Consider the following 12,969-nt stretch of genomic DNA (forward strand, 5'->3'; position numbering starts at 1 on the left):
CTAGCGCACACCCCTGATCCTGAGGACCCCGACGGAGCCGACCAGCGAGATCACGATGCCCACGACGAACAGCGCCGGGTAGCCGCCCGTCCCCACCACGACGGCGGCGAGGGCGGGCGCCAGGATCTGCGGCCCGGCGTTGGCGATGTTGATGACGCCCATGTCCTTGCCCGCGTCGCCGGGGTCCGGCAGCACCTTCGTCACCAGGGCCATGTCCACGGCCAGGTAGACCCCGAACGCGACGCCGTGCGCGACGTTGTAGACGATCATGCCCTCGAACGTCGGCATCGCCAGCGGGATGCCCAGGAACACCGCCGAGGACAGCCCGGCGACGAGCGCGAACAGCCGGAAGCGGCCGAGGCGGTCGGAGATCGGGCCGATCACGAGCACCGCGAGCAGCGTGGCGGCCTGGCCGATGAGCATCAGCAGGCCCATCGTGGCGACCACCTCGCCCTTGGGGATCTTGATGAAGTCCTCAAGGAGGAAGAGGTTGAAGGTGAAGATGACGAAATAGCCGAGCATGACGCCGAAGCGCGACACGAAGGCCCAGGCGAAGTCCGGGGCCTTCAGCGGCCGCAGGAAGGCGGCCAGGAACGCGCCCAGCCCGAACGGCTCGCGCGCCGTCCCCACCGAGGACGTGTCCGGCGTCGCCACCACGACCAGCACCGCCGCGACCAGCAGCAGCGCCATCGTCACGTAGTACGCCCCGCCGTCGGCCAGCTGCGGGAACACGATGAACATGATCGCCGCCGCGATCGTGGCCAGCGGCGTGCCGAGCCCGAACAGGCCGGAGTAGGTGCCGTACCGGCTCGGCGGGACCCGGTCGGGCAGGATCGCGGTCATGGCGGCCTGGTAGCCGTTCATGATGGTCTGCACGGCCGCCCAGCTGACGCCGAGCATGAGCACGCTGCCCGCACTGGCCTGCGCGAACAGGGCGAGCACGCCGAGCAGGACGCAGCCGAGTATCCACGGCGAACGGCGGCCGAAGCGCGACCTGGTCCGGTCGGAGATCTGGCCGAAGACCGGGTTGGCGAGGGTGGCCATGAGCGGGCCGATCGAGTTGGCCAGGCCGAGCGCGGCCACGTCGTTGACGCCGGTGATGCGCTGCACGTGAACGGGCAGGACGAACGCGCCCACACTCAGCCACAGGAACATGACGGCGACGTTGGCCAGCGGAAGCGTCAGGTAGAGCGGCCCGAGGCGCCGGGTGTCCCGGTGCGCGCCGCTCAGAACTTCAGCCATGGGGGGACCTCTCCGAGCGATGGTGATACGTATCACCGACGATTGCTCTGGACTGTAGGTCGCGCGGAAAGGGCTGACAAGACGCGCGTCCAACTCGTTACGCGCCTCAGGCGCTGGACCGGACCACCAGCCGGGGCTCGAACCGGGCGACGACCTCGCCCGGCACGGACGGCCGCACCCCGCGGACGATCCCGTCGATCTCGCCCGCCAGATCGGCCGGGCTCGCGGTGACGTCGAAGTGCACGCTGGTCAGCCGGGGCCGCATGAGCGTGCAGATCGGCAGGTCGTCGGCGCCGACCACGGCGACGTCGGCGGGGACCCGCAGACCGGCGTCCCGCAACGCGCTGATCAGCAGCATCGCGTACTCGTCGTTGTAGGCGAAGACGCCGTCGGGCAGGTCGCCCGCGCGGACGAGCCGCCCCGCCTCCTCCTCGGAGAAGGCCAGGTCGATGCGCGCCGCCCCGGGGACGACCTCCCGCACCCCCGCCAGCCGGGCCCGCCCCATGGCGTCGATGCCCTCCTCCCGGGGCACGACGGCCGCCAGCCGCCTGCTCCCCCGTGCGACCAGGTGGCGGGCGGCCACGGCGCCGAGGGCCCGGTGGTCGAACACCATGGCCGGCACCAGCGGCGAGGGCTGGTCGGACAGGCCGACGACGGCCCGGACGCCCGAGGCGTGCAGCAGGTCCACGGCGGGCCTGGTCAGCCGCGCGGCTTCGACGAGGACGGCCGAGGGCCGCAGGGCGAGCCAGCTCCTGGCCGCCGCCACGCCCTTGAGGGTGCGCTCGCCGTACTGGACGAGGGTGTAGCCGCGGGTCCTGAACTCCTCCTCCAGCTCTTCGGACACCTGCTGCGCCAGCCGGCCCGTCCTGGCCCGCGACAGCGGCATGAGCACGATGTCGCTGCGGCCCGTGCGCAGCGCGCGGGCGGCGGCGTCGGGCACGTAGCCGAGCCGGGCGGCGGCGTCGCGGACCCGCCTGCGGGTCTCCTCGCTCACCCGGGCGTGGGGGTTGTCGGTGAGCACGTAGGAGACCGTGGCCTGGGAGACGCCTGCGGCCCTGGCCACGTCGACGCTGGTCGGCGGGCGGTCCCCCCTTGTCGTGTTCACGGGGTGGATGGTATCAACTGCTTATACGTATAATCAGGAGAGGCTGCCGCATGAAGCTGCACACTCGTGAATGGGGTTCGGGCGACCGCGTGGCCGTCCTCGTCCACGGCATCATGGCCGACTCGCGATGCTGGTGGCGGGTGGGCCCCGAGCTGGCCGCGCGCGGCTACCGGGTCATCGCCGTCGATCTGCCCGGCCACGGCGAGAGCCCCCGCGCCGACGCCTACCCGCCCGAGCTGTTCGCCTCGTCGCTGGCGGAGTCGGTGCCCGCGCGCCCCGAGCTGGCCATCGGGCACTCCCTGGGCGGCCTCACGCTCGGCCTCGCCGTCGAACGGCTCATGCCCGGACGGGCGATCTACTCCGACCCGGCCTTCCGCCTGCCGACGGTGGAGAGCGGCGCCCTGGAGTCGATGGCCGGCTTCGCCGACGAGACCGGCGAGCTGATCGCCGCCCTGCACCCCGGCTTCTCGGCCGAGGAGGTGGCGGTCGAGGTCGAGATGCTCGCGCGCTGGGACCGCGGGTCGGCGCTGTCGCTCGTCGAGGCGTCGGGCATGGACTTCACGCCCGCTCCGGTCGTGCCGTCGCTGGTGCAGGTGGCCGACCCGAGTTTCCTGGTGCCGCCGGCGTTCCAGGAGGAGTTGCGGGGCAAGGGATTCGAGGTGCGCGTGGTCACGGGGGCCGAGCACACGATCCACCGCCACCTGTTCGAGGACTTCCTGGCGGGGCTGGAAGGCTGGATCAGACCCGCTGCCGCAGCTCGGTGAGGCGGGCGGCGACGTCGAGGCCCTTGCCGGCGGCCCAGGCGTCGTCGTGGTACGTCGCCAGGTGCCGCTCGGCGGCGTCGCCCACCAGCGAGACGATCGTGCCGCTCTCGCCCCTGGCCCGCATGCGCCCGGCCAGTTCGAGCGCGGCCCACAGCGCGGTGCCGGACGAGCCGCCCACCGGCAGCCCGGTGACCTGCCTGATGTGCCTGGCCGCCGCCACGCTCGCCGCGTCGGGCACCGGCACCACCAGATCGACCAGGTCGGGCCGGAACCCCGGCTCCACCCGCGGACGGCCGACGCCCTCGATCCGCGAGGGCATGCCGGTGGCGTAGTCGGGCACGTCGAGGGTCCAGCCAGGGAAGTAGGCGGAGTTGTCGGGATCGGCGACCGCCACCCGGCAGCCGTGCTCCCCGGCCGCGGCGCCGAGCGTGGCCGAGGTCGCGCCGGTGGCCGCGCCGGTCACCACCCAGTCGGGACGGACCTGGGCGAACAGCTCTTCGGCCAGGTCGTGCGGCGCGGCCCGGCCGAACTGGTCGAGGTAGTGGCCCCCGGCCTGCCCGGCCGCCTCCCTGGCCGCGTCGTAGATGGCCAGGGGCGGCGTGACGAACCTGCACGCGCCGCCCAGCGCCTCGACCGCGCGGGCCCGCGCCGGGTCGGGCGCGCCCGGCATGACCACGACGTAGGGCAGGCCGAGCCGCCGGGCGAACCACGCCTGCGCGACCGCCGCGTTGCCGCCGGCGGCCTCGACCACGGTGGTGCCCTCGGTGATCGAGCCGTCGAGCACGGCCCGCCGGAACAGCGCCCTGGCGTGCCGGTGCCGCAGGCTGCCCGTGGGATGGCCGGACTCGTCCTTCAGCAGCAGGCGCACGCCGGGGACCCGGACGGGGAAGTCGATCAGCCTGGTCGGCGGCCCGGCGGCCAGCGCGTCGAGCGCGCGCGTGCTCCAGCTCACCGGACCACCCTGTCAGGACGAGCTCAGGAAAGCTCGACCTGTTCGCCAGGGGCGAGCAGCACGAACCGCTCGCCGAGCCCGGCGAACGCCTTCTCCAGCGTGTCGCGGCCCTGCGTGAAGTGCGCCCAGTGCTCGAAGTGCAGCGGGACGACGTGCCGCGCGCCCAGGATGTCGGCGGCGGTGACGGCGTCCTCGCTGGTCAGCGTCAGGAAACCGGCCACGAGCGGGGTGCGCGCGCCGCCCGCGAACAGCAGCGCCACGTCGATCCGCGGGAACCTGGCGGCCACGGCCCGTACGACGTCGAGCGAGGCGTTGTCGCCGCTCACGTAGACGGTGGGCAGGCCGTCGCCGCTGAGCACGAAGCCGGTGACCTCGCCCGTCAGGTGCTCGGTCCCGTCGGGGCCGTGCTGGGCGGGCACGCCGGTCACCCGCAGCGGGCCGACCTCGGTCTCGCTCCAGTTGGGCAGGGCGCGCACCGGCTCGCCGACGCGCTCGGCCGCCGAGGCGGTGGACAGCGCCAGCGGGGCCGTGGCGAGGAACGCGCGGCCCGCGTCGTCGAGGTTGTCGGGGTGCTGGTCGTGCGAGAGCAGCACGGCGTCCACCGGGCCCACCTCGTCGGGGCCGAAGGCGGGGCCGGCCGTCTTCTTGAGCACCCTGGCGCCGACCGGGTGGTCGCCCGGCGCGTCGAAGGTGGGATCGACCAGCAGCCGGACGCCGCCCAGCTCGATGACAGCCGTCGGGCCACCGGCGTAACGAATCTTCATGCCCGTCAAGGACAAAGAGGGACAGAAGGTTTATTCCGTACGCCGTTGAGCACCCGGGTCACCGTGCGGTGGCACAGGGCGCGGAAGTCGGGCTCGGCCATGCTCATCCGGCCGCTCAGGTACTGCTGGACCAGGCCCTGGGCGCTCGCCGTGACCGCCAGGGCGGTCTCCAGCGGGTCGTCCTCGCGCAGCACGCCGGCGCGCATGCCCTCCTCGGCCAGCGCCACCACCACGCTGAACGGCGGGCCCTCCCCGTCGCGGAAGTCGTCGGGGAAACGGCGGGCCCGCGCCCAGGCGTCGGAGGTCAGGAAGTGGTACAGGTGGGGGCTGCCGAGCGCGAAGTCGAGGAAGTCGTCGAGCGCCGCCATCATGCGCTCCTCCACGTCGCCCGTGCCGGGCCTGCGGGTCCACGCCTCGGCCAGCTCGCGGGCGGCGGCGTCGGCGACGGCGCGCAGCAGGGCCTCCCTGTTGGGGAAGTGCCGGTAGATGGCCATGGCGGTGACGCCCACGGCCTCGCCGACCCGCCGCATGCTGACGGCGTCGGCGCCCTCCTCCAGCAGGATCTGCCGGGCCACGGCCTCGATGCGCGCCGCCGTCCCTCGCTCGCTCACGTTTACAGTGTATACAGACGCAGTGCCCCCGGAGCCCGCTCCGGCACGGCGGGCCGGCGTGGCGCCACCGGGGGCAGCCGGACGTACGGCGAGCCCGTGGCGGGCCTGGGGTCGGGGTCGCCGGCGTTGGGCCACAGGGACATGGCCCGCTCGGCCTGCGCGGTGATGGTGAGCGACGGGTTCACCCCGAGGTTGGCCGACACCGCCGAGCCGTCCACGACGTGCAGCCCCTCGTGGCCGTAGACGCGGTGGTAGGCGTCGATCACGCCGGTCTCGGGCGAGTCGCCGATCACGCAGCCGCCCAGGAAGTGGGCCGTCGTCGGGATGTCGAACAGGTCGAGCCAGGTGCCGCCGGGCACCCCGCCGATCTCGGCCGCCGCGTGCCGGACGGCCTCGTGCCCGGCCGGGATCCAGGTCGGGTTGGGCTCGCCGTGACCGCGGGCCGACCGCAGCCCCCAGCGGGTGCGCCGGACGGTGATCGAGTTGTCCTTGGCCTGCATGACCAGCGCGATGACGGTCCGTTCCGACCAGCGGCGCAGGTCGAGCAGCCGCAGCGCCTCCAGGGGCCGCGCGGCGATCTCCCGGAACAGCGCCGGCCACCTCGGCTGGCCGCCGTCCACGAGCAGGGTGCGCAGCAGGCCCATGGCGTTGGAGCCGTCGCCGTAACGCACGGGCTCGATGTGGGTCTCGGCGTCGGGGTGGATGGAGGAGGTGATGGCCACGCCCTTGTTGAGCTTCTCGCCGCCCGCCGACGTGCGCTCGAAGCCGAGCAGGGCCTCGGAGTTGGTCCTGGTCAGCGTGCCGAGCCTGGGAGACAGGCCGGGCAGGTCGCCGGTGTCCCGCAGCTTGTGCAGCAGGCGCTGGGTGCCGTACGTGCCGGCCGCGAAGATCACCTGCTTGGCCGTGAACGAACGGCGGCGCAGCGCCGACCCCGTCCGGCGGGCGACGACCCGGTAGCCGCCGGAGGGCAGCGGGCGCACCGAGGTGACCGTGCACTCGGCGTAGACCCGGGCGCCCGCCCGCTCGGCCAGGTGGAGGTAGTTCTTGACCAGCGTGTTCTTGGCGCCGTGGCGGCAGCCGGTCATGCACTGCCCGCACTCGATGCAGCCGCGCCGCCGCGGGCCCGCGCCGCCGAAGTACGGGTCGACGCCGTCCTCGCCGAAGTAGACGCCGACCGGGGCCAGGTGGAAGGTGTCGCCCACGCCCATCTTCTCGGCCACCCGGCGCATGACGTCGTCGGCGCGGGTGACGGTGGGGTTCGTGACCGCGCCGAGCATGCGTCTGGCCTGGTCGTAGTGGGGGGCCAGCTCGGCCTTCCAGTCGGTGATGCCGGCCCACTGCGGGTCGCGGAAGAACGGGTCGAGCGGCTCGTAGAGGGTGTTGGCGTAGACCAGCGACCCGCCGCCCACCCCGGCTCCGGCCAGCACCATCACGCCGGTGCCGGGTTCGCCGCGCAGCACGTGGATGCGCTGGATGCCCTTCATGCCGAGCCAGGGCGCCCACAGGAAGTCGCGCAGCTTCCACGAGGTGGCCGGCAGCGCGGAGTCGTCGAAACGACGGCCCGCCTCCAGCACGCCGACCTTGTACCCCTTCTCGCTCAGCCGCAGCGCCGAGACGCTGCCGCCGAACCCCGACCCGATGACCAGAACGTCGAACGTCACTTGATCCGCAGCTTCCGCATCGCCTTGAGGGTGCCGGCCAGGACGTCGGCCCACGTCTCGTAGGTCAGGTCGAAGGGCGGCTCGAAGCCCAGCCAGGACGCCTGCGAGGCCACGGTCTTGGACTCGGTGTAACGCAGCAGGCCCTCCGCGCCGTGCCGGCGGCCGAGACCCGACGCCTTCATGCCGCCCATGGGCGCGTCGTAGGAGGCGTAGGCCGAGCCGTAGCCCTCGTTGATGTTGACCGTGCCGGCCTTGACGCGGGCGGCCAGGGCGCGGCCGCGGGCCGGGTCGGTGGTCCAGATGGAGGCGTTCAGGCCGTAGATGGTGTCGTTGGCCAGCTCGATCGCCTCCTCCTCCGAGTCGAAGGGGTAGAGGGCGACCACGGGCCCGAACGTCTCGTTGCGGCACAGGTCCATGTCGTCGCGCACGCCGGTGAGCACGGTCGGCTCGTAGAACAGCGGGCCGAGGTCGGGCCTGGCCCGGCCGCCGGTCAGCACGGTCGCGCCCTTGGCCACGGCGTCGTCCACGTGGGCGCGGACCGCGTCGAGCTGGCGTTGCGAGGTGAGCGAGCCCATCTGGACCGACCAGTCGTGGCCCGCGCCGAGCTTGAGGTTGCCGACCTGCCTGACCAGGCGCGCGGCGAAGTCGTCGAACACCGACGTGTGCACGTACAGCCGCTCGATGGACAGGCAGAGCTGACCGGCGTTGGTGAAGCAGGCCCGGATCGCCCCCTGGACGGCGAGCGGCACGTCGGCGTCGTCGAGCACCACCATCGGGTTCTTGCCGCCGAGCTCCAGCGAGCAGCCGATGAGCCGCTTGGCCGCCTCCTCGGCGATCTTCCTGCCGCCCCTGGTCGAACCCGTGAACGCCACGTAGTCGGCGTCGTCGAGCAGCGCGTCGCCGATCTCGGCCGGCTCGCCCAGCACGACCTGCCAGATCTCGCGCGGCATGCCCAGCTCGGCCAGCAGGTCGATGGTCCACAACGTGGACATGGCGGTCTGCGTGTCCGGCTTGTGCACCAGCGCGTTCCCGGCCAGCAGCGCCGGCACGGCGTCGGTGACGCCGAGCGAGAGCGGGTAGTTCCACGGGGAGATCAGCGCGACCACGCCCTTGGGCTGGCGCAGCTCGGTCACCCGGGTGGCGCCGGGGAAGATGCCCTTGCGGGTGCGCGGCGCGAGCAGGCCGGAGGCCCGCCGGGCGTAGTAGAGGCTGCATCCGGCGACGTCGAGCACCTCCTCGAAGGCGTGCTTGCGGGCCTTGCCGGTCTCGTTCTGGACGATGTCGAGGATCTCGTCCCTGCGGTCGAGGATGGCGTCGTGCAGCAGCAGGAACGGTCTGGCCCGCGCCGCGGCGGGCCTGGCCGCCCACTCGGCCTGGGCGGCCCTGGCTCGCTCGTAGGCCAGGCGTACGTCGTCGGCCGTGGAAATGGGCAGCTCGGCGAGCGGCTCGCCGGTGAAGGGGGCGGTGATCTCCCGGGTCTTGCCGCTGGACGTGACGTGCATGCCCGAAGGATATTCCGCTTGGCTACCGGCGGGTAGTTTTTGCGGATTCGCGGGGTGGGGTCAGAATCCTCTTATGCCATCGTTCGCTCCGCTGCGCCCGGGAGATCCGGCGAGTCTGGCCGGCATGGATCTCCTCGGCAGGCTCGGCGAGGGCGGCCAAGGCGTCGTCTACCTCGCGAAAGATCATTCCGGTGGGCACGTCGCCGTCAAATGGCTGCGCCCCGACCTGTCCGGCGACGACGTGAGCGTCGAACGGTTCCTGCGCGAGGTCCAGGTGGCCCAGCAGGTGGCGCCGTTCTGCACCGCGGCCGTCCTCGGCACCGGCGTCGAGCTGGACCGGCCGTTCATCGTCAGCGAGTTCATCGAGGGGCCGTCGCTGCAGCGGGTGGTGCAGGAGGAGGGGCCGCGCACCGGGTCCACGCTGCACCGGCTGGCCATCGGCACCGCGACCGCGCTGGCCGCCATCCACCAGGCCGGCATCGTCCACCGCGACTTCAAGCCCGCCAACGTCATCCTGGGCGCGGACGGCCCGCGGGTGATCGACTTCGGCATCGCGCGGGCGCTCAACGCCACCTCGACGATCAGCAGCATGGTCGTGGGCACGCCGTCGTACATGCCGCCCGAGCAGATCATGGGCCACACCGTCGGGCCGGCGGCCGACATGTTCTCGTGGGCCAGCGCGATGGTCTACGCGGCGTCGGGGCGGGCGCCGTTCGGCAGCGACACCATGCCCGCGGTGATCAACCGGGTCCTCAACCAGCAGCCCGACCTGGGCGTGCTGGACGGCGCGCTGCGTGACGTCGTGGCCGCGTGCCTGGCCAAGGACCCGGCGCAGCGGCCGACGGCCGAGCAGGTGATCATGCGCCTGCTCCAGCACCCGATGCCGGCGAACTCCCCCATCCTCGCCGCGGCCGCCGCCGAGGCCGTCCCCGCCGGACCGGTGGCGGGGCCGATGAAGGCGCCGCCGCAGCAGCAGCAACACCCGCAGGGAGCGCCCCAGGGACCGCCGCACGGGCCTGCACAGGGGCCTCCGCACGGGCCGATGACCGGGCCGCTGCCGGGGGGCCGGCAGCCGTACCCGCAGCAGCAGTGGCACCCGCCGGGCCCGTACGCGCAGCCCACCCACCCGGGCGCCCACCCCCGGCAGCAGGCCGGGAAGAGCAGGGCGCCGCTGGTCATCGGGGCCACGCTGGCCGTCGCCTTACTCGTGCTGGCCGGGCTCGTCGTGCTCATCACCAACAACAGGACGACCCTGGCCGCCGACGGCGACGCCACGACGCCCGCGTCCGCCCAGCCGTCCGGGCGCAGCGTGCCGCCCGCCACGCCGTCGGTCGCCGCGTCGGTCGCGCCGGTCTCCGTCCCCGAGGAGGGGCCGCGCAAGGCGCTGCCCGGCGCCGCGATCGGCCTCTACGAGAACACCTCCGACGCGATCGTCCTGACCTCCTACGAGATCTACGACAAGAAGAAGGACGACTGGATCGACCACGCCAGGGACTCGCTGCGCGGGCCGTTCCGCAAGTACGCCGGCAACTGGGAGTCGAACGTCTCCCCCGGCGGCCGCTACCTGGCCACCCGCGGCCGCAAGTACACCGACGACAACTACGACTACATCATCGTCAGCGACCGCCAGACGGGCGGGCGCACCACGATCAAGACCGTCCGCGGCCCGCTGATCGCCAGCATCCGCGGCTGGTCCGAGGACGGCTCCAAGATCCTGCTCAACATCGAGCGGAAGAGCGGCGACACCTGGACCTACCCCGGCTTCGTCATCGTGGACGTCGCCACGATGAAGGCGAAGACCGTCATGGTGGACGACTCCGCCGTCCGCAAGACCGCCTTCGGCTGGGACGGCGAGGGCCGAGGCGTGATCAACATCTTCGGCCCGGAGAAGAACCGCGGCCTGCGCTTCTTCGACGCCGACGGCAAGGCCACCCGCGACCTGCGCTCGATCGGCACGCTGCCGGCCGGCACCCAGGACGTCTTCTCCCCCTCGGGCGAGTCGTTCCTGTCCGACTGCCCCAACGGCAGCGACGGCGACACCTGCGTGTGGGACGTCAAGTCGGGCGACCGCACGCACAAGTTCACCTCCGACTGCGACAAGGTGCTCGGCTGGTACGACGACACCCACCTCTACTGCTGGGAGCAGGACAACAACACCAAGGACGAGATCCAGGTCGTCGACCTCAAGGGCACCCTGCTGCGCAAGATCCTCGACGTGCCCGGCGACGTCGACTTCAGCCCGGTCTTCACCGCCAACCCGGCCAAGGGCTCCTGAACCATCCGGCCCGCGCAGCCGTCATGGAGGTCATGAAGACGCTGTTCCGTACGGCCGTGACCGCCGCGGCCCTCGCCATGGCCACGACGGCCTGCACCTCGGCGGCCACGGGCCAGGCGCCCGTGCCGAAGGTCACGCTCGACGCCGTCCGCCTGGTCGCCTACGACAGTTGCGACGACATGCTGTCGGGCCTGCGGGAGCACGCCGCGGAGAACGTCGGCCCGTGGGGGTTCGGCGGCCCGCAGATCATGTACATGGAGGACACCGCCGCCACCGCGAGGGCGAAGACCACCTCCGACACCCCCGAGCACTCCACCACGAACGTGCACGAGGCGGGCGTGGACGAGCCCGACCTGGTCAAGACCGACGGCAACCGGATCGTCACGGTCGTGGACGGCACCCTGCGGGTCATCGACACCGCGACCAAGAAGGTCACCGCCTCGCTCAAGCTCACCAAGAAGGACGAGCCGACCTTCGCCCCCGCCGACCTGCTGCTCTCCGGCGACCGCGCGCTGGTGCTGTTCCGCGGCGGCGACATCATGGTGAAGTCCTTCGCGCCGCCCGGCGAGACCCGTTACGTCGTGGTCGACCTGGCCGGGCAGCCGAAGGTGCTCAGCACGATCCGGGCGCAGGGCTCGTACGTGGACGCCAGGATGATCGGCTCCACGGTCCGGCTCGTCACCCGCAGCCAGCCCGACATCACCTTCCCCGAGCCCAAGAACCCGGACGCCTCCGAGGCCGACCGCAAGAAGGCCAACCAGGACGTCGTCCGGCGGGCGCCGCTGTCGGCCTGGCTGCCCACGGTCGAGATCACCGGCGGGTCCGGCGCGGTCAAGAAGGACACGGTCAGGTGCGAGCGGGTCAGCCACCCCGCCGACTACACCGGCACCTCGCTGCTCACCGTCCACAGCATCGACCTGACCCAGGACGTCGCCGCGACCGGCACCGAGCCCATCAGCCTGGCCGCAGACGGCGACACCGTCTACGGCAGCGGCACGAGCCTGTACGTCGCCAGCAACCCCCGCTGGTGGTTCCCGGTGGTCACCGAGCCGATGCCGGTCGAGCCCGTGCCGACGGCCACCGACGGCGCCGCCCCGGCCGTCGAGCCCACCCCGAGCGACCCGCCCGTGACGGCCGACCCCACGGTGACGACCGACCCCACGGTGACCGCCGTGCCCGCCGTGACGAGCAGCGCCCCGGCCACGCCCGCCACCTCGGAGCCCGTGCCCACCCCCACGGCGCCGCCCGAGGAGACCGAGGTCCACCGGTTCGACATCAGCGCCGCCGGCGCCCCCTCGTACGTGGCCTCCGGCAAGGTCCCCGGCCGCCTGCTGAACCAGTACTCGCTGTCGGAGTACGAGGGCCACCTCCGCGTCGCCACCACCCTCACCTCCACCGACGGCGGCAACAGCGCCAGCAGCGTGTACGTGCTCGACGCCGCCACCATGGCCAAGGCTGGCGAGGTCGGCGGCCTCGGGAAGGGCGAGCGCATCTACTCGGTCCGCTTCATCGGCCCGGTGGGCTACGTCGTGACCTTCAAGCAGGTGGACCCGCTCTACACGCTCGACCTGCGCGACCCGGCCGCCCCCAAGGTGACCGGCGAGCTGAAGATCACCGGCTACTCGGCCTACCTGCACCCCGGCGCGGACGGCCGGCTGATCGGCATCGGCCAGGAGGCCAGCGACAAGGGCAGGACGCTCGGCACGCAGGTCTCGCTGTTCGACGTCAGCGACCCGGCCGCCCCGCGCAGGCTGTCGCAGCTCTTCCAGAAGGAGTCGGGCTCCGAGGCCGAGTGGGACCCGCACGCGTTCCTGTACTGGCCGAAGACCGGCCTGTCGGTGCTCCCGCTGATGACCCCGAAGGAGTCGGGCGCGCTCGTGCTGAAGATCGACGACTCGGCCGTCAAGAAGCTCGGCATGATCAAGCACCCCACCCACCAGGACAAGGACTACACCTACCAGCCCGGCATCCAGCGCTCGATCGTCATCGGCGACGCCGTCTGGACGCTGTCCTGGGACGGCCTCCAGGTCAACGACGCCACGACGCTGGCCCGTCAGGCCTGGATCCCGCTGCGCTGACCCCCCGTGAGGGCG

General features: G+C 72.6%; 10 protein-coding genes. 3 read left to right on the plus strand and 7 right to left on the minus strand.

The genetic code is table 11. The annotated features are described in order from the left end of the window. Positions 1-1,242, minus strand: coding sequence for an MFS transporter (locus ABT158_RS40125; RefSeq protein WP_352362795.1), 1,242 nt, complete (start codon positions 1,240-1,242; stop codon positions 1-3). A gap of 106 nt (positions 1,243-1,348) precedes the next feature. Further along, positions 1,349-2,347, minus strand: a complete 999-nt coding sequence (locus ABT158_RS40130; protein WP_352362797.1) for a LacI family DNA-binding transcriptional regulator — start codon at positions 2,345-2,347, stop codon at positions 1,349-1,351. Between the two features lie 50 nt (positions 2,348-2,397). Here ABT158_RS40130 and ABT158_RS40135 point away from each other — a divergent pair, with 50 nt between their 5' ends. Continuing rightward, positions 2,398-3,111, plus strand: a complete 714-nt coding sequence (locus ABT158_RS40135) for an alpha/beta fold hydrolase (protein ID WP_352362799.1) — start codon at positions 2,398-2,400, stop codon at positions 3,109-3,111. On the opposite strand, the gene ABT158_RS40140 is transcribed toward ABT158_RS40135, so the two are convergent. Genes ABT158_RS40140 through ABT158_RS40160 form a run of 5 tightly spaced genes read right to left on the minus strand, consistent with a single transcriptional unit; the run spans position 3,086 to position 8,601 of the window. Continuing rightward, complete coding sequence (locus tag ABT158_RS40140; protein WP_352362801.1) at positions 3,086-4,063, minus strand: PLP-dependent cysteine synthase family protein; 978 nt, start codon at positions 4,061-4,063, stop codon at positions 3,086-3,088. The genes ABT158_RS40135 and ABT158_RS40140 overlap by 26 nt on opposite strands. Before the next feature lie 23 nt (positions 4,064-4,086). After that, the gene (locus ABT158_RS40145) at positions 4,087-4,827 is read right to left on the minus strand and encodes an MBL fold metallo-hydrolase (RefSeq protein ID WP_352362803.1); all 741 of its coding nucleotides are present in this window, start codon (positions 4,825-4,827) and stop codon (positions 4,087-4,089) included. Between the two features lie 5 nt (positions 4,828-4,832). After that, positions 4,833-5,438, minus strand: a complete 606-nt coding sequence (locus ABT158_RS40150; RefSeq protein ID WP_352362805.1) for a TetR/AcrR family transcriptional regulator — start codon at positions 5,436-5,438, stop codon at positions 4,833-4,835. A gap of 2 nt (positions 5,439-5,440) precedes the next feature. Further along, entirely contained in the window at positions 5,441-7,099 is a 1,659-nt protein-coding gene (locus ABT158_RS40155; protein ID WP_352362807.1) for an FAD-dependent oxidoreductase, read from the minus strand. Next, the gene (locus tag ABT158_RS40160; protein WP_352362809.1) at positions 7,096-8,601 is read right to left on the minus strand and encodes a succinic semialdehyde dehydrogenase; all 1,506 of its coding nucleotides are present in this window, start codon (positions 8,599-8,601) and stop codon (positions 7,096-7,098) included. The genes ABT158_RS40155 and ABT158_RS40160 overlap by 4 nt, the downstream gene beginning before the upstream one ends. A 73-nt stretch (positions 8,602-8,674) precedes the next feature. On the opposite strand from ABT158_RS40160, the gene ABT158_RS40165 reads away from it, so the two are divergent. Together ABT158_RS40165 and ABT158_RS40170 are read left to right on the plus strand one after the other, a co-directional pair. Beyond that, complete coding sequence (locus tag ABT158_RS40165; RefSeq protein ID WP_352362811.1) at positions 8,675-10,876, plus strand: serine/threonine protein kinase; 2,202 nt, start codon at positions 8,675-8,677, stop codon at positions 10,874-10,876. A 32-nt stretch (positions 10,877-10,908) separates the two neighbouring features. Next, a complete protein-coding gene (locus ABT158_RS40170) occupies positions 10,909-12,954 on the plus strand; it encodes a beta-propeller domain-containing protein (protein ID WP_352362813.1) in 2,046 nt (681 codons plus the stop codon). Positions 12,955-12,969 lie beyond the last annotated feature (15 nt).

This window comes from Nonomuraea sp. NPDC001636 (assembly GCF_040298265.1).
Lineage (GTDB): Bacteria > Actinomycetota > Actinomycetes > Streptosporangiales > Streptosporangiaceae > Nonomuraea.

What these genes read in the sequence shown, in the direction of transcription:
- ABT158_RS40160 (WP_352362809.1), bottom strand. Translation starts at nt 8,601, where the DNA reads ATGCACGTCACGTCCAGCGGCAAGACCCGGGAGATCACCGCCCCCTTC.
- ABT158_RS40170 (WP_352362813.1), top strand. Translation starts at nt 10,909, where the DNA reads ATGAAGACGCTGTTCCGTACGGCCGTGACCGCCGCGGCCCTCGCCATG.
- ABT158_RS40145 (WP_352362803.1), bottom strand. Translation starts at nt 4,827, where the DNA reads ATGAAGATTCGTTACGCCGGTGGCCCGACGGCTGTCATCGAGCTGGGC.
- ABT158_RS40165 (WP_352362811.1), top strand. Translation starts at nt 8,675, where the DNA reads ATGCCATCGTTCGCTCCGCTGCGCCCGGGAGATCCGGCGAGTCTGGCC.
- ABT158_RS40135 (WP_352362799.1), top strand. Translation starts at nt 2,398, where the DNA reads ATGAAGCTGCACACTCGTGAATGGGGTTCGGGCGACCGCGTGGCCGTC.
- ABT158_RS40125 (WP_352362795.1), bottom strand. Translation starts at nt 1,242, where the DNA reads ATGGCTGAAGTTCTGAGCGGCGCGCACCGGGACACCCGGCGCCTCGGG.